This is a genomic window from Brumicola pallidula DSM 14239 = ACAM 615 (assembly GCF_000428905.1).
Lineage (GTDB): Bacteria > Pseudomonadota > Gammaproteobacteria > Enterobacterales > Alteromonadaceae > Glaciecola > Glaciecola pallidula.
In genome coordinates this window covers 84,491-109,281 of the sequence record NZ_KE386816.1, presented here as the reverse complement: position 1 = coordinate 109,281, position 24,791 = coordinate 84,491, and the positions used below count along the sequence as shown (strand labels likewise).

Here is a 24,791-nt window from a genome sequence, read left to right as displayed (position 1 = left end):
TGCCTAGTCTTATAGCCATTAAAAAAACTATGTAGAATAACAATACAATTACCCCACTCATTTTGTAAGCTGGATAGTTGATATAATTGCAATTTCATTGGCAAAGCAGCATAAATGAAGCAATCATTTTGATTGCACACTGGTCATTTATACACTATTATACGGCCATCGCTTACACATAAAAAAAGATGTTGCGATAAATGCAGTTAACGGAGATTGAATCGAGTGAACACCACCGAAATCATAAATGAAATGCCCCATGCACAAAGAGAACGATTGGCGTTCATCGACTTCTGCCTGCATTTTTTTGGGCATATAACACGCAATGATTTGGTTAATCGTTTTCAAACTGGATTAGCCGCATGCACTAGAGACTTCGCTGCATATCGCGAGTTAGCAAGTACCAACTTAGTGCTCGACCATTCGACCAAACAATACTACCGGACCGCCGCATTTGTAGCGCTATTTAAATACCAACCAGATATTATTTTGCAATCGCTCAGCCGTGGCTTTGGCAATGGTATTTCAAATTCAACACAGCCATCGGAACAATGCTTTGATGCGGTTCAACTCATCCATCCTGACAGCAGCATTATTGCAGCTTTGATGCGTGGTATTCATAATCAAACAGCATGCGAAGTTGGCTATGTATCGGTTTCTTCGGGTGAGTCAGTCAGACTTTTTATCCCGCATACGATGATCAATAACGGGCATCGCTGGCATGTGCGCGGTTACGATTGCAAAAACCAAGGTTTTAGAGATTTTGTGTGCACTCGGTTTACACATATTACTGGCTCAGATGAAGAAATATTGCCTCATCAACGGGTCAGTGCTGACGTTCAGTTCAATCAGATTGTTAACTTAGTCATTATTCCCCACCCCGGTATCGAGAATCCTCTGGCTATTGAGATGGACTTTGCAATGCACGAAGGTAAAAAGATAATGACAACAAGAGCCGCTCTTGCTGCCTATATACTAAGACAGTGGCAAGTAGATTGCTCCGAAGGGCATCGAATTCGAGGACAAGGATGTCAGCTTGCACTTGAGAACGTCGATGTCCTGCAACGTATTGAAAATCCGACATTGGCTCCTGGCTATTCGGTTTGAATTAAATAAATACACGATCGCTCATTCAGCAAAATAACGAGTTTATTTTAATAACCTTGTACTTTTGTGGAACTTTACTTCAATAATTTGGGTCTTTATAAATTATAAACTCGCTTTAACTTTCCAAAGGTAGGAATTATGTCTGAACTACATCAATTAGATACTAGACAACATCAACTCCACAACGAAGCTTTGATCAAGTTAACTGTTTTGCTCTATCAGATTGACGGGAAGGTTACGTTAACTGAACAAGATTACTTTGATGAACTTTTAGAGAGTATGCCTTGGCATAGTGGAATTTCAAAACAAGCCTATGTTAACGATGTGATCCATCAAGCTCGCGAAGCCATTGACGATATGGCCGCTCCCGAGTATATCCGCTCATTATCTGATGAGTTAAACATAGATGCCGCACGTTCGTTAGAAGTGGCAATGGCAATTACTAAAATAGATGGTGAACGCAGCGAAAGAGAAGTTGAATTGCTTGCATTATTAGCCAATAGAGTGTTGGCAAAAGGTCTTGTTACGTAATCCTTGCTTACTTTAAAATACACCCAACGTGCACATACATTGACCTGTACGACCTGAATCGTCTGATTATTGCTAGGTTTACCACCATCTTTACGCTGTCCCTAGGCGGTGGTTTAAGCACTGTTAGCTCTTAGCTTACGCACCAAGGCTTTATAGCGAGTCGTCTCCACTCGGTCAAGAATACTTTCCCTGAAGTCCCAGCCGAAGCCGCGTTTATCAACCAGTGGGCCAGGAACGCTCTGCACTCGTTTAAATACCGCCGCATTAAAGAGCGAAAAGCAACGTTCCAAATCGTCCAGCCACGCTTGTGATGTTGGAAAAAGTATATTTAGCCTGCCCTTTGATAGTTGCAGCTTTTGCTCCAACGAGCCCTTTAGATATTGCTCAACAAACCATTCAGGGCCATACCTAAAGGCGACAACCGCCCTCACCATCTGATCATGATAACCATTTCCCGTTAGATTGCCGTAGTCAAATGGATCACTACGTGCACCGCTTCCTGCCTCTACCAACTCATCCATCGGAGGACGGTCTATAATAGACTGAAGGATAACTTCCCGACCATACACTTCACGGTTTAGGTACTCACCTAGGCGATAAACGTCTTGCTTAAGGCAGTTCATCCATGGCGAGAAAGTGCCTCTCATATCACCATTTAGCGTACCATAACCGAACGCAATTTCAGTCCAATTCGCATTACAAGTGAAAAAACCGCCGGCCTGAGAAGCTAACGCCGACAGCACATTCATTCGCGCTACAGCCTGAGCAGTTTTGTGCTGACTGGTACCCACTTTAATATCCGTCAACACACAAGTAGCGTCAACAATCGTGTCGATAGGCACAACTCGGTACTCAACATTAAGACGACGACACATTTGGGCAGCATCATCTTTCGTTTCAGCAGCATTGTAGTGCTTGTACGGCATGTTTACTCCCACCACTTTATTCGCCCCCATTAAGTGAGCAAAGAATGCGACAGACAAAGCGGAATCCATACCACCACTAACCCCAATAACCACCTTTTCTCGTGCGCTCGTTGGCAAGGTTGCAAGAAAGCCTATACTCGCGACTTCAATGGCTCTAAACATTTGAGCAATATCAGATGCCTCGTTACGAGTGAGCGAAGCACGCTGACTATCAAGCGCAGCAACTTTTGTTTCATGCTGATAATTATTGGCGAGTACGACGACTTCCCCAACAGGGTTATAGATGGTAGAAGCGCCATCAAAAGTGATAAAATTTTTGCCATTGTTTTGGCAGCCAACATTGTTCACGTATACAAACCATAAACCCGTTTGCTGACAGATGTTAGCGATAACTTGGTCACGTTTTGCATTCTTACGCCAACTCCAATTGGAACAAGATAGGTTTATTAGTACTTCAGCACCGTTTTGCTTGAGTGTTCGAGCTGGTTTTTGAGCGTAATCAATATCCCACATATCTTCACAAAGCATGACACCTAGACTATACACAACACCGTGAATGGCCACCGGAAATGGTTGTTGCAGCTCAGAAAAAGATGCACCCCGTTCTGCCGCTAACTTTCGTAAGTCGAAGAAATGCCTCGAATCATCAAAAATTCGATAGTTTGGCATCAGTGATTTAACTGCAAACCGAAGGCTTTTGTTTGCATTCCAAACCAGTTCTCCGGCTTGCACAACAAATGCAGCGTTATACTTACGAATGCGACCATCTTCACCTACAATATCGTCGTTATCGCAAGCAATTCCGCCGTATAAAAGTACCGCATCTATTGATTTTGATTCTGAGACAATAAATTGTGAAGCTTTGATCATTTCTGCAACGAAAGTATCGTCCTCATACCTGTCACCGCTGACATACTGACTAAGCATCATTTCTGAGCCAACCACCACGTCAGCGCCTTCGGCGACCGCTTCTTTGACCTTAGAAAGAAAATTTATTGCATTTTCCATGGGATCATTTGCGATAGCCATTTGAACCATAGCAATGCTCAGACGCTTCATTTTTTGTTGATAATTCATGCTGTCTTTCCTTAATTAACAACAACGGCAAGGGACCCAGAACACGCAGACGAAGAGCTAGGTGTTGTATGGTTCATTAAGTTACGTAACGTCGGTCCAGCTTAAATGTCGGGTCGAATTGCCGATATTGCAACTGTCCTTTAAAACGCCATGTTATTAAGCGTTGGGTCCGTGTACTTCTGACGAGCCCATAGGGTCTAATACCTGTTTTCGAATTGGCTCTACAGCGTCATTTAACGTCTGCAAACCGAAATCTAAGCCGACTATAGTGCGCAGGGACGACAATTATTCGGAAGATCAATCCTAAGCGACGCCAACACTTGCTCAGGTAAAAAAACTCAATATTTACGCCAGAACCTTGGCCCGCATTATTAGAACCTTATATTTTGGTGAATACCATGACGTGCTGCTGTGGTAAATAGTCGTCGGTACGTAACCATTTCAAGCCTACCGCGCTCATTTCTTTTTTAGCTTGTCGTTGGGTCATTTTATGTAGGCGCTTAATCGGAACACTGCTGTCCTCACCTCGATATTCAACCAGTATCACCCGACCACCCTGTTTTAAACCTTTTACTACTCCAGCCATCACCTCGCGCGGGTACGAAAACTCGTGGTAAGCATCGACCAATAAAACCACATCGACACTTGCATCAGGGATATTAGGGGAACGTTCACTGGCCAATACAACATCAATATTCTCGACTCCGTCAGCTGATTTTCGCTGCTCGATGAGTTTGAGCATTTCAGGCTCTATATCAACGGCCAATACTCTGCCCGATGTTAATTGCAAAGCCATGGGGAAACTGAAATAACCTGTACCAGCGCCGAGGTCGACAACATGATCTGTGACCTTTAACGACAAATTTTGAAGCAATAGATCGGTGCGCTCCTCGCGCTCGCGTTTTGGACGCTCAAGCCAACCGGCACCGAGATGGCCCATAACATGGGATATTTCTCGGCCCATATAAAATTTACCGATGCCATCGCGACTAGGCTCCCCTATTTGATAATAGGCCTCATTGTTATTAGTATCTGCTTGGATTTGAGTAGGTGCTAAAACCAATGTCAGAGTCATAAAGATGTTAATAAACATAAAAGTACCTTAAATTTTGAGCTTGTCTCATGACACTCAGTTTTGCGCTTTATCGCACCCGTGTTGGAACTTTTTTTACGCTAAGCTGGAGCCTAGAGATCAGTTCGCTGATGACTTACATTCTACTTATAGTCTGATATTTTTTCTATTGCGCGACGTTTGCGGATCGGCCCTCAGAGCCGCTTCTAAAACAAGCCCATTTGTTGGCTGGTCATGTCTTCGAAGGATAAACCTATAAAGGGTAAAATTCCCTCGGCTATGGGTTTGATTTGTTTATCGACGTAATGGTCATAATCTATTTTGCTGCTTAGGTATTCTATTGGTTGTGGGCCTTCGACGGTGATCACATAAGATATCCAACTTTTATGTTGGTATCTGAGTGTTTTACCTAATGCTTCATTTTGTTGATCAGCAAGTCTCGCGGCTTTAACGTGGGGCGGTACGTTCTTCACATAAAGGTCCAACCTACGACGAATACGCTTGCGATAAACCAGCTGTTCGTTTAGCTTACCTGAACGAGTATCTGCGATGATCTGCAGTAAATAATCGTTAATATTCTGCCCCGCAAAGACCATTTTATATAACGTAAGCTGAAAACCTTTAGCCAGTTGTGTCCAATCTGAGCGAACAGTTTCCAAACCTTTAAATACGAGTTCGTCACCCTCTTTTGTGGTTTTTAATCCTGCGTAACGTTTTTTGCTGCCTAGTTCTGACCCCCGAATAGTAGGCATTAAAAACTGGCTAAAATGAGTTTCAAACTCAATTTCTAACTCACACGGTAATTGATGTTTCAGCTTGATGTTATCTTGCCATTTTTGATTTATCATTAAGGCTAGGGATTGTCCAATCTGGTTCGCTTGTTGATTACTGTATTGCCCTTCCAGCCACACAAAAGTGGAGTCAGTATCGCCATAAATCACTTGGTAACCCGCCTGTTCAATCCACTTGGCTGTGGTTTGCATGATGTCATGGCCACGCAGCGTGATTGAACTCGCTAAACGAGTGTCGTAAAACGGGCAACCACCTGAGCCCAACACACCATAAAACGAATTCATCAAAATTTTTATAGCTTGACTACGAGCGGCATCTTGGTTTTTTTTCGCGGCATCACGCTGCTGCCATAGCGAGGTAATAATCTCTGGTAAGAAGTGTTTGTCACGACTGAATTTAGCGCCCCGGTAGCCCTCAATCGCATTATCTGGAGATGTTAATCCTTCCACTAACCCAAGTGGGTCAATTTTAAAAGTGCGCATAATGGACGGATAAAGGCTTTTAAAATCGAGTACCAATACATGTTGATATAAGCCAGGTTTGGAATTCATCACATAACCTCCTGGACTGGCTAAGCCACCGTCTTTTGGTCGGTTAGGCGCGATATACCCTGACCTATGAAGTTTGGGTAAATATAAATTGATAAAAGCCGCTACCGAGCCGCCCATTCTGTCTAACTCAAGGCCGGTTAACTGACTGCGTAATGTAAGGAAATCTAGCACTTTCGTGTGTTCAAAAATAGCTAACACTAACTGGCAATCCTGCAGATTGTATTCTGCTAATTTGATTTTGTTATGTTTAAAGTCATGTACAATCTGGGCAAGTCTGTCGTCGACGTCTTCGGTCTTTTTACCTTTACCTAATAAAGTTTGAGCAACATTTTCTAAGCTAAAACTGTCAAACTGATAAGTAGCCGTTTTTAGCGCATCGATGCCATCCACAACCACTCGACCAGGCATAGATACAAAACCCTGATTAACTTCATTTCTAGCATCTCGCCATAAAATGGGCTGACTATCCCGCCCCAACAACAATTCAACTTTATGCAACGCGGCGCGCTTAATCAGTAACCGAAAATCAAAATTAACCACGTTCCAACCAACAATAATATCAGGGTCGATTTTGCTCACTTGTTTAACAAACTGCTGCAACAAGGTTTTTTCATTATCTAACCAATGGATCCAAGTATGGGATGCTTGTGCCTCGCCAATCATCAATACACACTTATAGGTGTCGCTGGCTAGGCCAATTGAGAACAGTTCTCCATGTTCACTGCATTCGATATCAATTGACAGCAGACTAAACTTCGGTACAAATTGACTGGGTTTGCATTGCATATCAGTCAACTCTGCTGGTTTGCCTGTGACTTGTTTACCTGTAAAAGCAGCACTGCCATAAATAAAACGCTCCATTAAATAACGTTCGGTTAACCGTATATCATCCTCGAAACAACTAATTTGATGCTGCTTAAGCAGTGTTTTTGCTTTATAAAGTGAATTATTTTTATCAAAGTACAAACCACCCACAGGTTGGTGTTCGAACGTTTTTAAAGATAAGGGATTATAGCTATGTTCAATTCCGCTTTTACGTAAAAGCAGCGTCGCTTGCACTTGATCATGCTGATGAATAAAAAACAGCCCTTGTTGTGTGCTTGAGAGTGCCTTTAGCACGCCATTTTCAGTAACAAACCAACATTCAATATAGGTCTTACCGTGGCGTTCTATGTTGCGAGTTGTAAGAAGAAATCCCTCAAAGGAGACTTGCATATATAAGGTTCTATCAGGTTAAGTGAGAGGAAGATAAGGGTAATTGTTAAAGATAGCAAGCCAGATCAAAGTGTCTTTTGGCATAGTTACTCAGCACTGCTGTTTTTGTTTAACTATATCTGACGTTTAACGGTGGCAGACTAAATCATTCCATCGAAGAGGTCATTTCATACCAAGGTTCTGCATTTTTCATTGTGGGTTATATTTTTTTTTACACATAAAAACCGCTCTCAAAAGTTGGGTATAGGCAAGCCTAATGCGAAGTAACGATCGTCTGGCGACCATTCATAAAAATCGGTATTGCAAATACAACAAGCCTTTGGCCAAAATGATTTGGGCACTTTAATTTAATCTAACTTAACTAAGGTACATAAGTAATCGTGGTTTTTTTAATCTGGTCTGACCATTCCTTTAATTGATTGTTACATATAAATAACAATTTATTTACAATTAATGGATCTGCACTTACTATCACTTTATGGCAGTCGATTATGGCTGTTTTACAATAATAAACCATAGTTTAACTTCCGTTAGTCTGATCCTATATTCAGAAAGCGGATCTTGGGGACCAATATGAAATTTACTGCTAAAAAGACAGCAATTGCAGCTTTTGTAACATCTCAGCTATTTGCCTATCCATCCATTGCACTCGCGCAAGAAGAACCAGAAGACAAAGCTAAAGAAGTTGAATTAATTCTCGTGACAGGCAGCTTTATACGACGCAGCGAAAATTTTGAATCACCATCGCCGATGTCGGTAGTGGATAGTATTTCAATAGATTCAATTGGCGCCAAGAATATTGCTGACATAACACAAACCTTAACAATAAACTCAGGGGCAGAAAACAACCCAGACGCATTTACACAGAATGCAACAGCAGGTACGTCAAATATTAATTTAAGAGGTTTAGGCGTTGCTTCTACGTTAGTGTTGCTAAACAATCGCCGTCAGGTCGTTAATGCTCAGCAAACTAATGAGGGCCTTAATTTTGTAGACACTAGTTCATTAGTTCCCATGATTGCCATTGATAGAATGGAAATCATAAAAGATGGGGCATCCGCTTTATACGGGTCTGACGCTGTTGCTGGTGTTGTTAACTTTATTACTAAGCGTGACTACGACGGGGCCATGGTTACTTTAGATTATCAGGACGGAGCACACGGTAACAACAAAGAATATGTTATGCAGGGATTATGGGGTGCTGTAGGGGAGAAAAGTAGCGTAATAGCCGCTATTAGTTATACCAATCGTTCTCCTTTATTCTTAAAGGATCGCAGACTATCGCGTCCACAAGACGATAGCAGTAACTTAGGTAATCCGGGATCATATTTTGGCGTCCCAGGATTCGGGGCTAATCCAGTAGTTGATCCGACAGGTTGCGAAGAGTTTGGTGGTATTCTCAACTCACCAGTAAACATCGGTGGTTTTGATGTAGGCACGTGTCAATTTGATTTCGGTCCAGGGTATTCGTATGTCCCAGATGAAACACGCGTCAATGCATATATTAAAGGCACATATGACTTGTCAGACAGTCTGGTCTGGACAGCAGAGGTTAGTATGGCCAGAAACCGTGCTGAACGCGGTGGTGCACCTAGTTTTCCGAATTTACGTGGTCCGATAGTACTCGACTCTCATCCAAATAACCCATTTGGAACAACTGTACAATTCTTAGGTAGAGCTGAGGGTAATGGCTTTGAACCTGATCCAGCTAATACTGAATCCGACACTTTTCGCTTGAGCACGGTGCTACAGGGAGAATTGGAGAATGGTTTTTGGGAAGTTAGCTATACAAATGCTACAAATGACTTCTTATTCCGAGTAGAGGATGTGCTTAATACTGAATTTAATCTTGCATTAGCTGGTTTTGGCGGAGCGGATTGTAATCCGTTATCGGGGACGGCAGGACAGGGAAGCTGTGAGTACTTTAACCCTTTTGCAACTTCATATACTACGGCACCAAATTCTCAGTATGTGATCGATTCTTTTTCTGCTGATCAAGTTATCGATTCAAAATCTAACTTACAGGTGCTGGAGGCTTTTGCCTCTCTAGATGTTTTTGATATGAATGGCGGGACCGCTGGCGTAGCATTTGGCCTCCAGTATCGTGAAGAAGAGTTAAGACAAGACTATGATAAACTCTCGAACGAAGACAGCTTTTCGTTTGTTATTGGTAACCCCGACCTAAAGGATAGTGCTGATGTGTGGGCGGCGTTTGCAGAATTAGCCCTACCTGTAACTGATGACTTGGATGTGCAGGTTGCACTTCGTTATGAAAGCTATGGCGGTTTCGTGGGTGATACGCTTGATCCTAAGCTAGCCTTTAACTATCGAGCAAGCGAAGACTTTTCATTAAGAGCATCTATCTCTACTTCATTCAGAGCACCAACAATATTTGTGCAAAAAGGCGGTGCAACGAGTTTGCAACAGTTAGCCGACCCCGTGGTTAGTGGAAATGCATTTGCTGCTGTGCGCACAGCAGGTAATGAAAACTTAACACCAGAAGAGTCCACGGCCTATAACATTGGATTCTCTTTTGAGCCAGTTGATGACCTATCCATTGAAGTTGACTATTGGAATTTTGAGTTTGAAGATTTGATCATTCAAGAAAGCGCGCAGGCAATCTTAAACGCGAACCCAACCGATACAACTCGAATAATTCGTGCTGGCGATCCATTAACTGGAAACGTGATACAGGTTAATAATAGCTTTGTTAATGCGAGCTCGCTAACAACGTCTGGTCTAGACATTGTGACTGGCTATAAAATAGAAACTGACTCCGGTGTGTTTTCGCCTACCCTGCAAATGACTTACGTGCTTGATTATGAGCTAGATGATCCACAAGCCGGAATAATAGACGGTGCAGGTAAACGTAACTTTGGTAATATTGGTGTTTCGTCTCCCGAGTTGCGGGCTAATTTTGGTTTAAACTGGAAGATGGAAGCTTATAGCGCGAATATATTTGTACGTTATGTAAGTGCCTATGATGATGATCAAAACTGTTCTGATGGCGTGATCAATACTGCAGGTTGCGGCACTATAGGATTTAAAGAGATTGATAGCCATGTCACATTTGATGCTCAGTTTAATATCGACGTAGGCGCACTGATCCAGAGCGAAACTAGCTATTCATTGACCATTGGTGGTATTAATTTGACGGATGAAAATCCGCCACAACTATTCACCAATAGTGGGTTTGATTCAAAGGTACATGATCCTAGAGGACGTCAAATTTACGCTAGGTTGAGTATTGAATTTTAATAGCTAGATCTAGTTTAAAACGATGTACAAAAGACCTGATTGCTTACAATCGGGTCTTTTTTTATTTTGCTTTAAGTAAACTCAGATCTGCTTAAGTAGCGACAATGTAAGGGATGTGGTTACAAATCGTATCTAAAAAAATATAGTTATGTGGATCATTCGTAGCAGTCAATACCGCCGCTAATTTACCTTTTAAGGGCGATATCTGACTCAGCATTGTTACATCCATTGCAATACCATCAGCATAACCGAGAGTATCTGCAAACTGTTTTGCTTTTTTGACATCTCGCCCTGCAATTAGTATCGGCATTTTTGAATGTCTCTGTCTTAAAATCGACGCAATCTGCTTACCGACTATGCCATAGCCACCCGCAATTAGTACTGCCTTTTCATCTTGAAGCTTGCTCATAATTTATAGTCCAATGTTGTTTATATTATTTCAAAACTAAGGAGCTACTATTAGGAGCGTTACTGGAAGGCTTTTTAGTAGACTATGCAGAATCGATGCAATTGCTGTCGTTATCAGAGCAAGACAATCCAGAAAAAAAATTAAGTGCACTGACCTTACATATTTTAACTGATATTGAGAGCAGTGATTGTGCCGTCATCTTTAAAGAACTTTGGGCAATATCCGAACGTAACAGTGCAGTAAAAAAAGCCGTCGATGAATATTATCAAAAGCTGTATGCGATGCTTTTTGAAGCATTAAAAAAAGCGGCTCCTAAAAATTGCGAGGAGCAGCAACTAGATAATGCGGTTGTTATCCTATTACCTTTTATTGAAGGTTACTGCATCACGTCTTCTAATCTTAAGATGTCGACTAAAAAGCAGTCAGAACAACTAGGGGTTGTACTTTATAACCTGTTGAGTTAAACATCAAATTCATCGGACAAGGTGTAAATCGAAAAACGTGACCGTGGTAATATAGAGTTAGGTCATAGAGACATTTATTGATGCAACCTTGCAGGAAGGATTTGAAAACCCAGCAAGCTATTCTTTCCTTAACTTTGTCAATTCATAACAATTGACAAATGAGGTAAACTGAGTGGACCCGCAAATAGGTTAACGGACCTATTTAGTAAAATGGTAAAAAATAATGAAAAATACACACATCACTCACAGGCAATATACTAACGAAATTCGATCAGAGTGGCATTACATAACGATTCTCCAGGCTTTTATGCTTTGCGTTACCCTGTTACTAAGTGGTTGTCAACTGACCAATATGGTCCAGTTTAGCTATGCAAATGCCACGGCAACGCATAGCTGGGTTGATGATGCAAGGACCACTACTGTGGGCTTTGAACTGATAGACGATCACATCATTTTACCAGTCAGTGTTAATGGCCGTGAGCCTTTGAGATTTGTACTCGATAGCGGTGCCGCAGCAACCGTTATTCTCGAAAGTACACACTCCAAAAAGCTACCATTGGAGATGGCAGGAAAAGTAGAGGTTTCCGGCGTAGGCACAGGCCCCAATCCTGTCGCTTATATAATCAATGATACAAATTTAGCACTTGGCAATGTTCGCCTGGACGGTTTATCTGTCATTTACTTGCCAATCACCTCGGTTCCGTTTTTTAATGATTTCGACGAAGTATATTTTGATGGGGTTATTGGTGCACAATTCTTTGAACGCTTCGTGGTCGAAATCGATTACGATCGGCAATTGCTCAGTTTTTCTGAACCTGAGTCAGACAAAGGCAGCATTTTTAAGCGCGACTCTGGCTGGCAGGAGGTGCCCATAGAGGTTCACTCCAGCCTACCTTTTTTAACGACGCAAATAGCAATCGAAGATGGGCAATCGCTTGAGATAAAACTACTGATAGATACTGGCTACAGAGGGCCTATATCTCTTACGCCAGATACTCATGAGGGGATAGAAGAGCCATCACAATTTTATACTACTACGAGCCAAGGGATGTCCGGAAGCGTGCAGAGTAAGGTCGGTTTGTCACACTCAATAAACCTCGGAAGCTCAATTCTGACTGCAGTTCCAGTGAGTTTCTTTATCTCAGGCGGTCATACTGATTATGGCAGTAATGGACTCTTGGGTAACGAAGTATTGAGTCGCTTCAACCTAATTTTTGATTATCCTAATGAGCGTATGTTCATCAAACCGAACCAATCATTCCCAGTACCTTTATACTTGGATAGAAGCGGCATGTTAATCAGACCCCATCGCATAGGTGCGGTGGTTAAATCGGTGGCAAAAGACTCAGCCGCATACGCGATTGGGTTAAAAACCAATGATCTTATTACTAGCATCGATGGCACGCGCGTGACGCACTTAAATATAACAGAATTAAAGCGTCTGCTGAGTTCTGAGCGAGAGGCCGTTTCTGTCTGCTGGATGTTGACTGATCAACAAACGTGTGGGGAATTGACGCTTTCCTCCCGCCTCCGACAAGATGAATTATGAGGCAGTTTTTTGCTAAGATTTTGGGTATCAGCCTAGGACTTTATTGGCATGGTTAATTCATGAATAATTAACCATGCTGTTGGCTTAATTCTACCGGATTGCGAACTCTATTGATCATTACAGCTTAGTATTTATTCTCTAACCAAAGGTATTCTCGCTACTCCTTGTATCATCGTTTTAAGCCATTTGATAAGTATTCATCAAATGGTATTAATGGATATAAAAAACACCTAAAAATAAACCTAACCTGCATATTTAGGTCATTTTTTTTACGTAAAGGGGAGCTTCATCTATCACCGTAAATATGCGTTTATATTTTTTACACATCAGCGCTGATGCAGCACTACCAATGACTCCTGGAGCGATCCAAAATAAGACTTGTAATTGCCCCCAATCTGCTAATACGGTTCTACCACCAAAGGCTAAAAATGCTGTGTATGCGCCTATTCCAGAACCGATCATTGAACCAATATGCTCTAATATCCATTCACGATTTTTTATATTCTTTTGTAAACAATACTTCAGCATGGTTATACCAACTAACAGCCCTAATACGCCAAATACCATATGTAACGTTTGCTCATTTACATAACCCACATAAAAAATTACGGGACCCCCCGCAACTAGGGCTATAATAGGTAGTAGATAGCTAACTTTTCTTAAAGAAGTACGATTATTTTTTACTCTGAGTACGGCAATGCCATGTCTCGTTACCGTAAAACTCAAGATACTCAAATATAATAAAAAGACCCAGAAAATGCGGATTATCTGTGCAAATTTTTCAGTGTCTGTATTCTCTGAAATCATGCCAGCTCTTATGACCAGCGGGATTGTCAGCACTATTATCGCCATTAAAGCGCCAGTGCCCGCAACTGTATACATAGTATTGGCGTAATAACGACCAAATTTAACGTGATTAAGTTTACCTTTTTGAGTAAATATAGGCACCCAAAACAAAATTAATGCCGCGGTTCCAAATAAAATGTGTAGGATAAATAAGATAGAGTGAATGTATGTCATAGCAAAACCCCAGTTGTGTAGACCAGTTTGGTCAATAACGATGTCAATGGGGCTATTGTATATTCTGGGAATGAATGAAATGAGTGCCACAAGTCATCACTTAAAAAGTGACTTTTGGCCTATCGCGCTGCAATGTATCTGACTGATATGCTCAACAACAGAAAAGCGTCGACATCATTCAAATTAATAACGCATGGAAATTGGTTATATGGAAAGTCAGATTAACAATAAATCAATAGCTGCATTTTATCGCAGACACAAAGCCAACATTAGTATAGACACTGCGTCTGCTATTTTTACGTGGTTATTGGTTAGTGGAGCCTCACTTTATTCTATGTTGAGTTGGACGCCAATTTCAAACACCCAAGTGGCTTTAGCTGCTGTTTTGTTTCTTTGTTATTTATTCTTTTGGTTACTACTTTCCCAACAAGAGAAATACAAAAATGAAACCACAGTGCGACTTTTATTGCTCGCAATTACGTTCATTATTGTCATCGCTATCTATTTTGTTGTTCCCTTTGTTTATACCGCTATATTGATGGTTGTGTGGAGTGCCGCCCTTCCCCACTTTATGAAGATAAAGACGGCATTCATGCTCTCACCAATTTGGTCATTAACACTTTATTTAGTTTATGGCTTATATTGGAATTTCAACGGCATGGTTGTTACCGCAATGCTATTTTGGACCTTTAATCTATTTGCATTAGTCATGGTAACCACCACTATTAAAGCGAAAGAGAGCCGTGAAAAAGTGGAGATGATTAACTTAGAGCTAATTTCAACTCAGCAACTTTTAGGGCAAGCCGCCGAACAAGCTGAGCGAGTGCGCATTGCCAGAAACATACACGACCTACTTGGTCATCATCTCACTGCGTTAACCATTAACTTGCAAGTTGCCGGGCGCCAGCTTGAGAAATTGAATGTTGGTTCAAAGGATGAATCAAGCAAAAAAGCAATAAAAGACTCTATCGAGCAATGCCACAGTTTATCTAAGCTGCTGTTGAGTGATGTTCGAGAAGCGGTATCCGATATTCGCATGAAGTCCAACCTAAATATTAAACAGGCAATACTTGCAATGACGGAGCGCTTACCAAATATCAAGGTAAGCCTTGATTATCCAAACGACATTACCATTAATGATGTTAATACTGCAGACGTTCTGACTCGGTGTATTCAAGAAAGTATTACCAACGCATTAAAACATGGTCATGCGAAAACTATGCATATTGCTTTTTTACAAACCGGCGATCTGTTGGCACTATCGATTGAAGCAGCACTTTCGAAGCAACTGAAAGTATCAAAAATAAGCGAAAGTAACCCAAATTTTATACTTGGAAATGGACTAAAAGGAATGCAAGAACGACTCAAACAAATACAAGGAAGCGTGGCGTTCACCTTAAATAGTGCGGCGTTTATGACCGACATTAAGGTACCGGTTCTCGATCATGATTAATATATTATTGGTAGATGACCAAACCCTAGTTAGACAAGGTATAAACAGTCTTTTGGGGTTGTCCGATAGCGTAAAGGTAGTAGCACAAGCAAACGATGGACTGCACGCGATTGCTACGATCCAGGATCAAGAAGTCAAAATAGACGTTATTTTGATGGATATTAGAATGCCCAACTTAGATGGTATTCAAACACTCATAAAACTAAATGAACTTTGTATTAAAATCCCGGTAATAATGTTGACCACTTTCGATGATCACGAGTCGGTCATCAAGGCGATTAAAGCAGGTGCAAAAGGCTATTTACTAAAAGACGTTTCACTGGAAACATTAGTTGAAGCAATTAAGACCGTCGATGCTGGAAAAACCCTAATACAACCAGCAATCACCGAACGACTGATCCAAGGACTACAAGGCATCAAAGGTGATTTTGAATCTAGCGATATACCCGAGCCTTTATCGCAGCGCGAAACTGAAATTTTGCGCTTAATGGCCTCCGGTTGTAGCAATAGAGAAATGGCAGAAAGCCTTTTTAAATCCGAAGGCACGATCAAAAATCAAGTTTCAAGTATACTGGCAAAGTTAGGTGTACGTGACCGCACGCGAGCAGTGCTAAAAGCAATAGAGTTAGGTCTAATTTGAGTATTATTAGTTGAGTGGCGCGTTAAAAACAATTTTATTTTTTGCTGCTGTGTTGGCAGGGCTAACTTGGTTTTTCTCTGCCATGCTTGGGCCCGATATTAGCGGCGTTAAGCGTTTAAATAGCGGCGTTATTCAATACTTTGGTCCTATCGATATGCAGCGGGTTGAAAAATTTAAGCGGCTGTATCGACCCGGCGACCGCTTGTTGGTAAACAGCAACGGTGGAAGTCTTTATGCGGGTATCGACATGGGTAACTTCATTCATGAAAAACGGATGACCGTGGAAGTAGCCAACCTGTGTATTTCTAGCTGCGCCAACTATGTATTTTTAGCCGGTGAAACTAAAGTTCTCAACAAAAATTCACTGGTTGTATTTCATGGCGGTCCCCGACAAGCTAATTTCCTGTCATTAATGGAGCAAGCCGACGCTTCTAACGCTGAACCCGGAACCACTTTTGGACGAGCTGATTATGAAGGTGTGGTAACAATAGAATCTGCATCAGCTCAACGTGAGGCAATGGCCTTAAATTATGGAAGGCGCTGTTCAATTGGTCAAGTTGTGAATATGTATGGTGACTGTGAAACCGTCACAGCCCAGCAGCGCTTGCAATTTTTAATCGATTTGGAATACCAGTTATATACCAATGTTAATGCAAATATGGATAGGGATATTCCCTACCTTGGGCAGGTAGGTGATTACGAGCAGATATATCTTGCGTATAAGTATTACGGCTTCTTTTATAGTATAGAGAGTCTTAGAAATCTCAATGTATCAAATGTATACACGAAAGACGGCAACTGGTCACCTGAAAATAATCCGCTGTATAACAAAGTCTATGAAGTTGTGGTTACAGATTAACGTGGTGTTGCTGATAGTCCTGATGGATCACAAAACAATAAGCGATGCAGAAATAGTCGCTGATTTTACCTCGCTTTTTGTGTAAAGCACGCATGTAATAAAGGCGTAGAGGGCGTAATGTTAAATTATCTAATTGTTCTTGTCACCATCGCCGCTGGTGCGGTGTTACTTTATCCTAAACTAGCTAAAGCCATTCTCTGGCGCGCCACTATCACACCATTGGCTTCCATTATTGGCAGTGGCTTTTTGGTACTGGGTCCGATCCTAATATCTTCCTTCGGCCAACATGCACCGCTTGTCATGATTGTATTATGCGTGGTTGCTTACCTTTTTGGCTCCACTATCCGCTTTAATATTGCGCGCCTTGAGGAATGCAGCGGTGTTCGAAGTTCTCACGAGGACCGCCTTGAAACGGCTTCGTCTTGGGTGCTTGCATTCGCCTATATTATTTCGGTCGCCTATTATCTAAACTTACTTGGGGCGTTTGCAGTCAGCCTGACACCATTAAACGATGCGTTCAGTGCGCAGCTGCTCACAAGTGCTGTCTTTGTGGTGATTCTGGTCGTTGGATGGACGAAGGGATTTCAAGCGCTGGAGCATATGGAGCAGATTACGGTCACAATTAAGCTCGCTATCATCGCTGGGCTTTTATTTGGTCTTGGCTGGTTTTTTATCGACAAAGCTGCAGCCCATGAACTGGTCATTGAACCAGCAACAGTCTCAGGATGGCAGGCAGTTGCTTTGATCGCAGGCTTGCTTGTGACGGTGCAAGGGTTTGAAACATCCCGATATTTGGGGGATGAATACCAAGCCCAAACCAGAATTCAGTCTATGCGATTGGCGCAATGGACCTCAACTGCTATCTATATAGTCTATATCGTTTTTCTAAGCTACGTATTCGCACCTGAAAATTTACAGCTAAGTGAAACTGCGATTATCGATCTGATGGCGATCGTTGCCCCAGTATTGCCACTACTCTTGATTGTGGCTGCAATTAGCGCGCAATTCAGTGCAGCAGTGGCAGATACGGGCGGTTCAGGTGGTCTAATTGCCGAACTTACCAAGGGACGGATCTCACCAAGAGCTGGGTATGGCGCACTCGTTGGCATCGGATTAATTCTGACATGGGCAATGAGCGTGTTCGAAATTATCAGCTATGCATCACGTGCGTTCGCATTCTACTATGCATTGCAGGCTTTCATTGCAGCCAAGGGAAGTTGGTCACAATCGGGCTGGTCATTTAAAGTAAGCGGATTCGCGACGCTGGGCATTCTAGGGCTGGCAATTATTGTATTCGGGACACCTGTCGAGTAGACTTTAGAGCCTGATCGGTGGATCAGTCTGCGAAGCGCTTGCAGATCTTCATAAACACAAAGAGGTAAGTTAAATGAAATCACGCTCAACATTTTTTATGACGCTATGTATAGTCACCGCGTCGCTAATACTTATACCTAATGCAATGGCAAAAGAAGATACTATAGCCGCTGCTTATGCACAGCCAGATCAAGAACTAATGGTTGCGGTTGAAGGGGGCAAAGTGTACGTTCGAGTGAATGGGATCATTAGTAAAAAAACAATACCGGCGGTTTTCATTCACGGTGGTCCAGGGGGAACACATAACTCTTTTGCGGGCATATTGAGTCTTGCAGATGAACGCCCAATAATTCTTTATGATCAACTAGATAGTGGTAAGTCTGAGCAACCAAACGATCCTGCAAATTGGCGCGTTGAGCGTTTTGTTGAAGAGCTCGAAGCAGTCAGACTTAAACTGGGAGCAGAACGTTGGCACTTAGTCGGCCATAGCTGGGGATCAGCAATCGCCCTAGAATATACTGCTCGCTATCCGCAACATGTTGCGTCTACGGTCATTGGCGGCACCTACATTTCTACGCCGCATTGGATCACGGACGCCAACTTACTGGTCCAAAAGGCAGCCAAAAAAGTTAAATTAACGCTTGGCGCTTGTGAAACAAAAACACCGCCACCAGAAAGCGAATGTGACAAAGCGTACACAGCGCTATATTCCCAATTCTACGAAACCGTAGCCCCCAGCAAAGAGGCTGTCGCATATGCTGCTCAAATTGGCGGCAATGGCTCCAATCCTGTAATCTATAATGCAATGTGGGGACCAAGTGAATTTACATCAACAGGTTCCCTTAAGACTTACGATGCGGTGCAGCTTTTGCAGCAGATCGACGGCAAACAAACGATGTTTCTGGTAGGACAGTACGACTCTGCTCGTATCGACACGGTTCAAGATTATGTGACCCTAACTCCTGGAGCAGAACTCGGTGTTGTACCAGGGGCTGCCCATGGTTTCTTTCGTGATCGTCCAATAGCAACCGAGGCAATTCTGCGCGGTTGGTTTAAGCGTAACGAAACACCTAAGGAAATTGGCCTTGAATAAAGATCTATGCCTAAATAATCACCTGAACAAATAAGCATTGACCTAGGTTATTATCGTATTATTCGACAGTTTTGAAACCAAATGTCAATGCTGCAGAAGTCCCGAAGGAAGTGGGCGTTTGCATTGCCTTAGTCTTCTATATATTAAATAAGCAATTGAACATTTCATTCGATGAGATGTTCAATTTTATTAGCAGCGTATCGCAAAATTCACATTTTTGCTGTTATTAAATGTTTACACTAGGAGTGTAAGCGAAGGTGTGTGTGTAAACTAGGTCCCTTATATTTATTTAAAAAAAACCATACCCTATACCACCTAAAGCCTAATTCTATTTATTATCGTCGCGTTTCAGCAACCAGGTTATATACCCTACCAGCAACCAAATCGCTGTCTGTTGAATAGATCGGGTGCATCGTTTATTCTTAGAACTGTCTTTAATTATCAACGAGTGCATATAGTTTTATGAGAAAACAGATACTGTTAACAACAGGCATAGCCGCCTTAATTGGTCTAGGCGGTTGCGATGCGCAAAATGCCCCTAAGGATGCGACTTCCTCAACTGCGGTTACACAATCTATCGCCTTACCTGCTGGCATTAACAAACTCGCTACTGTGACTAAAACAGAGGGTGAAATAGTTATTCCTTTCAATAAATATGTACTCGACAATGGCCTGACTATTGTATTACATCCCGATAACTCAGACCCATTGGTGCACGTAGATATTACTTACCATGTGGGTTCTGGTCGCGAAGAGCCTGGCAAGTCAGGCTTTGCCCACTTTTTCGAACACATGATGTTTCAAGGCTCGGAAAATGTTGCGGATGAGCAACATTTTGGTTTGATAACCGAATCAGGTGGCACACTGAATGGCTCTACCAACACCGACCGGACTAATTATTATGAAACGGTTCCGTCTAATCAACTAGAACGCATGTTGTGGTTAGAGTCGGATCGTATGGGCTTTTTCCTTGATGCCGTTACCAAAGAAAAATTCGAAAATCAGCGTGAAACCGTTAAAAATGAACGCGGTCAAAATTATGACAATCGCCCTTATGGTTTGCTCAGAGAAAGAGTCGGCGAAGCGCTTTACCCTGAGGGACATCCTTATTCTTGGTCCACTATTGGCTATATAGAAGACCTCAATCGTGCAAACTTAAATGATCTGAAAAAATTCTTCTTACGCTGGTATGGTCCAAATAACGCCACATTAACCATTGGTGGCGACATGGACGAGGCGCAAACTTTAGCTTGGGTCAAAAAGTATTTTGGTGGGATCCCTCGAGGACCTGAGGTGAATAAGCCTGAGTACACTAAGGTAACCCTAGACCAAGACCGTTATATTTCTATGCAAGATAATGTTTCTTTGCCTTTAGTTTATATGGCGTTTCCAACAGTGCATGCAAACCATCCTGATGAAGCACCACTTGATGTGCTTATGTCTATTATGGGCAGCGGTAAGACGTCACTTTTATACAAGAATATGGTGAAGAACGGCAAAGCTGTGCAAGCTAATGCAGGCCATTCCTGTGGCGAGATAGCGTGTCAGTTTTCTCTATTAGCATTGCCTGCACCCGGCAACACGTTAACTGAGTTAGAAACTATTATCCGTGCTTCGCTCGATGAATTCGAAAGCAGAGGTGGCGCAACCGATGATGATTTAGAGCGAGTTAAGGCGGGTATTATATCGGGTATGGTTTACGGGCTAGAAAGCGTCGCTGGAAAAGTAAGCCAACTTGCTGCCTATGAGACCTATCGTTCAAATCCAGATGGTATTAGCGATGATATTGCTAGATATGAAAATATTACCAAAGACGATGTAATGCGTGTTTATAAAGCTTATATTAAGGACAAGCATTCTGTTGTTATGAGTATTGTGCCTAAAGGACAGCCAGACAGTGTTGTTAAAGCAGATACTTGGCAACGGTATGAAAGAAATATCCCAGAAACCACTGATGAGACTAGCTTAGTATTGCGCCCTGGTGTGTCTGATTTTGACCGTTCTGTCATACCTTCACCAGGCAAGAACCCAAGTATAAAGGTGCCTGATATATACCGCGTTGAAATGAAAAATGGAGTCAGTGTATTAGGAGCTGTAAATGACGAAGTTCCGACCACAACTATTCAAGTAAGTATCCCGGCTGGCCAGACACATGAAGTAATAGACAAGCTTGGTTTAGCTTCTTTAACTGCCTCTATGCTGGGAGAAAACACCCTACAGTCGAGTGCTGAAGAGTTATCTAACGAACTGCAAAAACTAGGCTCAAATGTGTACTTTGGTGCAGGTGAAAAATTTACAACGCTTAGAATAAGAACCTTATCGAAAAATCTTGATCCCACTCTAGCCATCGCTATGGAACAGTTAACGTCACCGAAGTTTGATGAAGCTGACTTTGAGCGTTTAAAGAAACAGCAAATTGAAGGCTTAAAAAACGCTAAAAAGAATGCTAGCCCAATGGCCACAGAAATCTTTAATAAGTTAGTTTTTGGCTTTGATAATAGTTTTTCTTACTCCAATAATGGAACAATTGCTACTGTAGAAAAACTAACGCTTGAAGACGTGAAGGCTTTTTACGGCTCGAATTATGGGCCAGCGAATGCCGAAGTTATCGTGGTCAGCGACCTAGATAGTGCGATTATTACAGAACGTTTAGAAGTGCTTAATAATTGGAAAGGTCAATCAAGCCCCGTGGCAGCAGTTAAAGCATTTCCTGAGTTAGCAGCCGGTACTCTGTACTTTATTGATAAGCCAGACGCCGCACAATCGGAAATCCGCATTGGTAAGCGAGCTATGAACTATGACGCTACAGGTGAATATTACCGCGCAGACTTAATGAATTATAACTTAGGCGGTGCTTTCAATAGCCGTATTAACCTAAATTTACGGGAAGATAAAGGGTACACCTATGGCGCACGTTCGTTCTTTAGCGGTAATGATTTCAGAGGAGTATATAGAGCTCAGGCCGGTGTTCGTGCAGATACGACAGCGGATTCTATTTTACAATTTAGGAATGAAATAAACGCATTTAGAGAAACAGGCATGACAGACCAAGAACTCGCATTCATGAAAAGTGCTATTGGGCAGCGTGATGCAAGGGCTTACGAAACGCCTAATCAAAAACTAAGTTTCTTATCAGAGATTATGACTTACGGTCTTGATAAGACATTTGTAGATGAGCAAAACGCTATTTTAGCGGATATTGGTAAAGCGGAGCTGAATTCACTGGCAGCTAAACATCTGAAACTTGATGAGATGATTACGGTAGTGGTGGGCGATAAAGCTAAAGTTATGGAAAGCCTTAAACCGATGTTTGAGAATATTGTAGAGCTAGATGAAAACGGTAAACCCTTGTAGTTATCGCGCTTAATTATCGAGTTTCATTAAATCAAAGCCACTATCTTTTTTATAAATAGTGGCTTTTTTATAAATGGTGGCTTTTTTATAAATAGTTGCTTTTTTATAAATAGTTGCTTTTTTAGTGTGCATACTTTGCTCTATTCTAAGATGCTCAACATATCTCGTTGAGTGCTTCCTGACAGCAGCCGGGCCCAGTGCAAGGTCTGTTAACCTGCGATTTGCAAATAACGAAATTGACACTATTTTGAGCTGCTGGTTGATTCATATTTGAATTAACAAAGAAGAGGAATTGTTAATTATATTTACTGACTTTGGTACAATGCGTAAACTCAAGGGTAATATAAATCTTCACCCTTTGCCTTATTAAGAGGGTTTTCAAATTAAAAATCATAAGTTGAAATCGTTGCTCGATAAATTTAGCTTTATCTAAAATCAAAAAAACATAATAGTTGAATAAGCCTTTGCTTTCTAAACTCACTATTTGTTAATCTTCGAGTACATTATCAAATTAGAGACATATAAAATGCGCAAGAGATCCGCTTTAATTACTTCTTTATCTGTATTTGGCTGCTTACTAATATTGGCGCCTGTTAATGCACAAGAAGCTCCGCCTCAATCGCATAAAAGAATGATACCGGTTGATACCGAAGTTGTTACCAAACATAGTGTAAAAATTAATGATGAGAAAATTTCTTACACCGCTAGCGTCGGTACTCAACCAGTTTGGGATGAGGAAGGTTCGCCTATTGCCTCATTATTCTATACTTATTACGAACGCCAAGATGTTGATAAACGTGAAGCGCGACCGATTGTTTATTCGTTTAACGGCGGTCCAGGTTCTGCATCGGTTTGGATGCATATTGCTTACACCGGTCCAAAGGTCCTTAATTTAAGTGACGAAGGTTATCCCATTCAACCTTATGGCGTACAAGACAATCCACACTCTATTTTAGACGTAGCCGACATTGTATTCATTAATCCTGTTAATACCGGCTATTCTCGCGTTTTACCAAATGAAGACGGTGAAATGCCCTCACGCGATAAACAAAAAGAGCGCTTTTTTGGTGTAAATTCCGATATAAAGTACTTAGCGGAGTGGATGAATACCTTCACCTCGCGTAAAAACCGCTGGCAGTCGCCTAAGTACTTAATTGGCGAAAGTTATGGCACAACGCGTGTTTCAGGCCTTGCGCTCGAATTACAAAACAATCAGTGGATGTATTTAAATGGGGTTATTTTAGTCTCTCCTACTGATATTGGACTTGATCGCGACGGTCCCGTAAAGCAGGCAAATCAATTACCTTATTTTGCGGCAGCAGCTTGGTATCACGGTGTCTTACCTGAAGAGTTGCAAAGTAAAGATCTAGAAGAAATGCTACCAGAAGTTGAAGCTTTTGCACTTGATCAATACCTGCCCGCGCTAGCAAAAGGGGCCATGTTAACTGGTGATGCACGAGATAAAATGGCTGAACGGATTGCTTATTTCTCAGGCCTCTCTATGCAGGCAGTGCTTGATAATAATCTGGCACCAAGCACGGGCTTTTTTTGGAAAGAGTTACTGCGTGAACAAAATCGCACCATTGGCCGTCTCGATTCACGCTATTTAGGTATAGATGGAAAACGCTCAGGCGACCGCCCTGATTACAACGCCGAACTGACTTCTTGGTTGCATTCATTCACACCCGCAATTAACTATTATTTGCGTGAAGAATTAAACTTTGTTACCGATTTAAAATACAATATGTTTGGTCCTGTGCACCCTTGGGATAGAAGTGACAACAATACTGGTAAGCAATTGCGTCAAGCCATGGCACAAAACCCATACCTAAATGTACTGATTCAATCAGGCTACTTTGATGGCGCGACCAATTACTTTGACGCTAAGTACAATATGTGGCACATAGACCCTAGTACTCAAATGAGTGATCGCATTGACTTCAAAGCCTATAGAAGTGGTCATATGATGTATTTGCGTCGCGCCGATTTAGAAAACGCGAATAATGATATACGTGAGTTTATTGGTAAGTCTGATTCAAAAGGCCTGCCTGCTCAATACAAACTAAAATAATAGACCACAGCAACAGATGGTAGGATCTGATCAGCG

The 24,791-nt window shown here is 41.9% G+C and carries 18 protein-coding genes; 12 read left to right on the top strand and 6 right to left on the bottom strand.

Translation table 11 applies throughout. The features are described 5' to 3' along the window. Positions 1-225 precede the first annotated feature (225 nt). Positions 226-1,107, top strand: coding sequence for a WYL domain-containing protein (locus G399_RS0116660; protein WP_006009573.1), 882 nt, complete (start codon positions 226-228; stop codon positions 1,105-1,107). A 138-nt stretch (positions 1,108-1,245) separates the two neighbouring features. Continuing rightward, positions 1,246-1,638, top strand: a complete 393-nt coding sequence (locus G399_RS0116655; RefSeq protein WP_006009572.1) for a TerB family tellurite resistance protein — start codon at positions 1,246-1,248, stop codon at positions 1,636-1,638. Between the two features lie 113 nt (positions 1,639-1,751). Here G399_RS0116655 and nadE read toward each other — a convergent pair whose 3' ends face one another. The 3 genes from nadE to G399_RS0116640 all read right to left on the bottom strand — a co-directional run bounded on the left by nadE (position 1,752) and on the right by G399_RS0116640 (position 7,271). Next, on the bottom strand, positions 1,752-3,641 hold the full coding sequence (gene nadE, locus G399_RS0116650) for an NAD(+) synthase (RefSeq protein WP_006009571.1): 1,890 nt from the start codon (positions 3,639-3,641) through the stop codon (positions 1,752-1,754). A 379-nt stretch (positions 3,642-4,020) separates the two neighbouring features. After that, positions 4,021-4,734 (bottom strand): class I SAM-dependent methyltransferase, encoded by a 714-nt coding sequence (locus G399_RS0116645; protein ID WP_006009570.1) that lies wholly within the window; start codon positions 4,732-4,734, stop codon positions 4,021-4,023. A 185-nt stretch (positions 4,735-4,919) separates the two neighbouring features. Next, entirely contained in the window at positions 4,920-7,271 is a 2,352-nt protein-coding gene (locus tag G399_RS0116640; RefSeq protein ID WP_006009569.1) for a DNA polymerase II, read from the bottom strand. 573 nt (positions 7,272-7,844) lie between these two features. On the opposite strand from G399_RS0116640, the gene G399_RS0116635 reads away from it, so the two are divergent. Further along, a complete protein-coding gene (locus G399_RS0116635; protein ID WP_006009568.1) occupies positions 7,845-10,529 on the top strand; it encodes a TonB-dependent receptor domain-containing protein in 2,685 nt (894 codons plus the stop codon). Positions 10,530-10,620: 91 nt separating this feature from the next. On the opposite strand, the gene G399_RS0116630 is transcribed toward G399_RS0116635, so the two are convergent. Continuing rightward, positions 10,621-10,938, bottom strand: a complete 318-nt coding sequence (locus G399_RS0116630; RefSeq protein WP_006009567.1) for a Rossmann-fold NAD(P)-binding domain-containing protein — start codon at positions 10,936-10,938, stop codon at positions 10,621-10,623. Positions 10,939-11,033: 95 nt separating this feature from the next. Between G399_RS0116630 and G399_RS0116625 the strand changes: the two genes are divergently transcribed. Further along, positions 11,034-11,402 carry a hypothetical protein gene (locus tag G399_RS0116625; RefSeq protein WP_006009566.1) on the top strand — a complete coding sequence of 123 codons (369 nt, stop codon included), beginning with the start codon at positions 11,034-11,036 and terminating at the stop codon, positions 11,400-11,402. Between the two features lie 307 nt (positions 11,403-11,709). Then, positions 11,710-12,951, top strand: a complete 1,242-nt coding sequence (locus G399_RS0116620; protein ID WP_026843823.1) for an aspartyl protease family protein — start codon at positions 11,710-11,712, stop codon at positions 12,949-12,951. 255 nt (positions 12,952-13,206) lie between these two features. On the opposite strand, the gene G399_RS20960 is transcribed toward G399_RS0116620, so the two are convergent. Further along, entirely contained in the window at positions 13,207-14,061 is an 855-nt protein-coding gene (locus tag G399_RS20960; RefSeq protein WP_006009564.1) for a hypothetical protein, read from the bottom strand. Positions 14,062-14,179: 118 nt separating this feature from the next. On the opposite strand from G399_RS20960, the gene G399_RS0116610 reads away from it, so the two are divergent. The 6 genes from G399_RS0116610 (at position 14,180) to G399_RS0116585 (ending at position 22,684) form a co-directional block, all read left to right on the top strand. Beyond that, positions 14,180-15,424: a histidine kinase gene (locus G399_RS0116610; protein WP_006009563.1), complete on the top strand. Its 1,245-nt coding sequence runs from the start codon at positions 14,180-14,182 to the stop codon at positions 15,422-15,424. Next, complete coding sequence (locus tag G399_RS0116605) at positions 15,417-16,064, top strand: response regulator (protein ID WP_006009561.1); 648 nt, start codon at positions 15,417-15,419, stop codon at positions 16,062-16,064. The genes G399_RS0116610 and G399_RS0116605 overlap by 8 nt, the downstream gene beginning before the upstream one ends. A gap of 10 nt (positions 16,065-16,074) precedes the next feature. Next, positions 16,075-16,923 carry a hypothetical protein gene (locus tag G399_RS0116600; RefSeq protein ID WP_006009559.1) on the top strand — a complete coding sequence of 283 codons (849 nt, stop codon included), beginning with the start codon at positions 16,075-16,077 and terminating at the stop codon, positions 16,921-16,923. 117 nt (positions 16,924-17,040) lie between these two features. Next, the gene (locus G399_RS0116595; RefSeq protein WP_006009557.1) at positions 17,041-18,237 is read left to right on the top strand and encodes an APC family permease; all 1,197 of its coding nucleotides are present in this window, start codon (positions 17,041-17,043) and stop codon (positions 18,235-18,237) included. Between the two features lie 73 nt (positions 18,238-18,310). Then, complete coding sequence (locus G399_RS0116590) at positions 18,311-19,330, top strand: proline iminopeptidase-family hydrolase (RefSeq protein WP_006009556.1); 1,020 nt, start codon at positions 18,311-18,313, stop codon at positions 19,328-19,330. A 462-nt stretch (positions 19,331-19,792) separates the two neighbouring features. Further along, positions 19,793-22,684, top strand: a complete 2,892-nt coding sequence (locus G399_RS0116585) for a M16 family metallopeptidase (protein WP_006009555.1) — start codon at positions 19,793-19,795, stop codon at positions 22,682-22,684. Between the two features lie 9 nt (positions 22,685-22,693). Here G399_RS0116585 and G399_RS22810 read toward each other — a convergent pair whose 3' ends face one another. Beyond that, positions 22,694-22,816 carry a hypothetical protein gene (locus tag G399_RS22810; protein WP_006009554.1) on the bottom strand — a complete coding sequence of 41 codons (123 nt, stop codon included), beginning with the start codon at positions 22,814-22,816 and terminating at the stop codon, positions 22,694-22,696. Between the two features lie 394 nt (positions 22,817-23,210). On the opposite strand from G399_RS22810, the gene G399_RS0116575 reads away from it, so the two are divergent. Continuing rightward, positions 23,211-24,755, top strand: coding sequence for a S10 family peptidase (locus G399_RS0116575; RefSeq protein ID WP_006009553.1), 1,545 nt, complete (start codon positions 23,211-23,213; stop codon positions 24,753-24,755). The last annotated feature ends 36 nt before the right edge of the window (positions 24,756-24,791 follow it).

Excerpts from the sequence above, each read along its gene's own strand:
- G399_RS0116625 (WP_006009566.1), top strand. The coding sequence starts at position 11,034 with ATGCAATTGCTGTCGTTATCAGAGCAAGACAATCCAGAAAAAAAATTA.
- G399_RS0116620 (WP_026843823.1), top strand. The coding sequence starts at position 11,710 with ATGCTTTGCGTTACCCTGTTACTAAGTGGTTGTCAACTGACCAATATG.
- G399_RS0116590 (WP_006009556.1), top strand. The coding sequence starts at position 18,311 with ATGAAATCACGCTCAACATTTTTTATGACGCTATGTATAGTCACCGCG.
- G399_RS0116655 (WP_006009572.1), top strand. The coding sequence starts at position 1,246 with ATGTCTGAACTACATCAATTAGATACTAGACAACATCAACTCCACAAC.
- G399_RS0116605 (WP_006009561.1), top strand. The coding sequence starts at position 15,417 with ATGATTAATATATTATTGGTAGATGACCAAACCCTAGTTAGACAAGGT.
- G399_RS0116575 (WP_006009553.1), top strand. The coding sequence starts at position 23,211 with ATGCGCAAGAGATCCGCTTTAATTACTTCTTTATCTGTATTTGGCTGC.
- G399_RS0116595 (WP_006009557.1), top strand. The coding sequence starts at position 17,041 with ATGTTAAATTATCTAATTGTTCTTGTCACCATCGCCGCTGGTGCGGTG.
- nadE (WP_006009571.1), bottom strand. The coding sequence starts at position 3,641 with ATGAATTATCAACAAAAAATGAAGCGTCTGAGCATTGCTATGGTTCAA.
- G399_RS0116640 (WP_006009569.1), bottom strand. The coding sequence starts at position 7,271 with ATGCAAGTCTCCTTTGAGGGATTTCTTCTTACAACTCGCAACATAGAA.
- G399_RS0116645 (WP_006009570.1), bottom strand. The coding sequence starts at position 4,734 with ATGTTTATTAACATCTTTATGACTCTGACATTGGTTTTAGCACCTACT.
- G399_RS0116610 (WP_006009563.1), top strand. The coding sequence starts at position 14,180 with ATGGAAAGTCAGATTAACAATAAATCAATAGCTGCATTTTATCGCAGA.
- G399_RS0116630 (WP_006009567.1), bottom strand. The coding sequence starts at position 10,938 with ATGAGCAAGCTTCAAGATGAAAAGGCAGTACTAATTGCGGGTGGCTAT.
- G399_RS0116635 (WP_006009568.1), top strand. The coding sequence starts at position 7,845 with ATGAAATTTACTGCTAAAAAGACAGCAATTGCAGCTTTTGTAACATCT.
- G399_RS0116585 (WP_006009555.1), top strand. The coding sequence starts at position 19,793 with ATGAGAAAACAGATACTGTTAACAACAGGCATAGCCGCCTTAATTGGT.
- G399_RS22810 (WP_006009554.1), bottom strand. The coding sequence starts at position 22,816 with ATGCACACTAAAAAAGCAACTATTTATAAAAAAGCAACTATTTATAAA.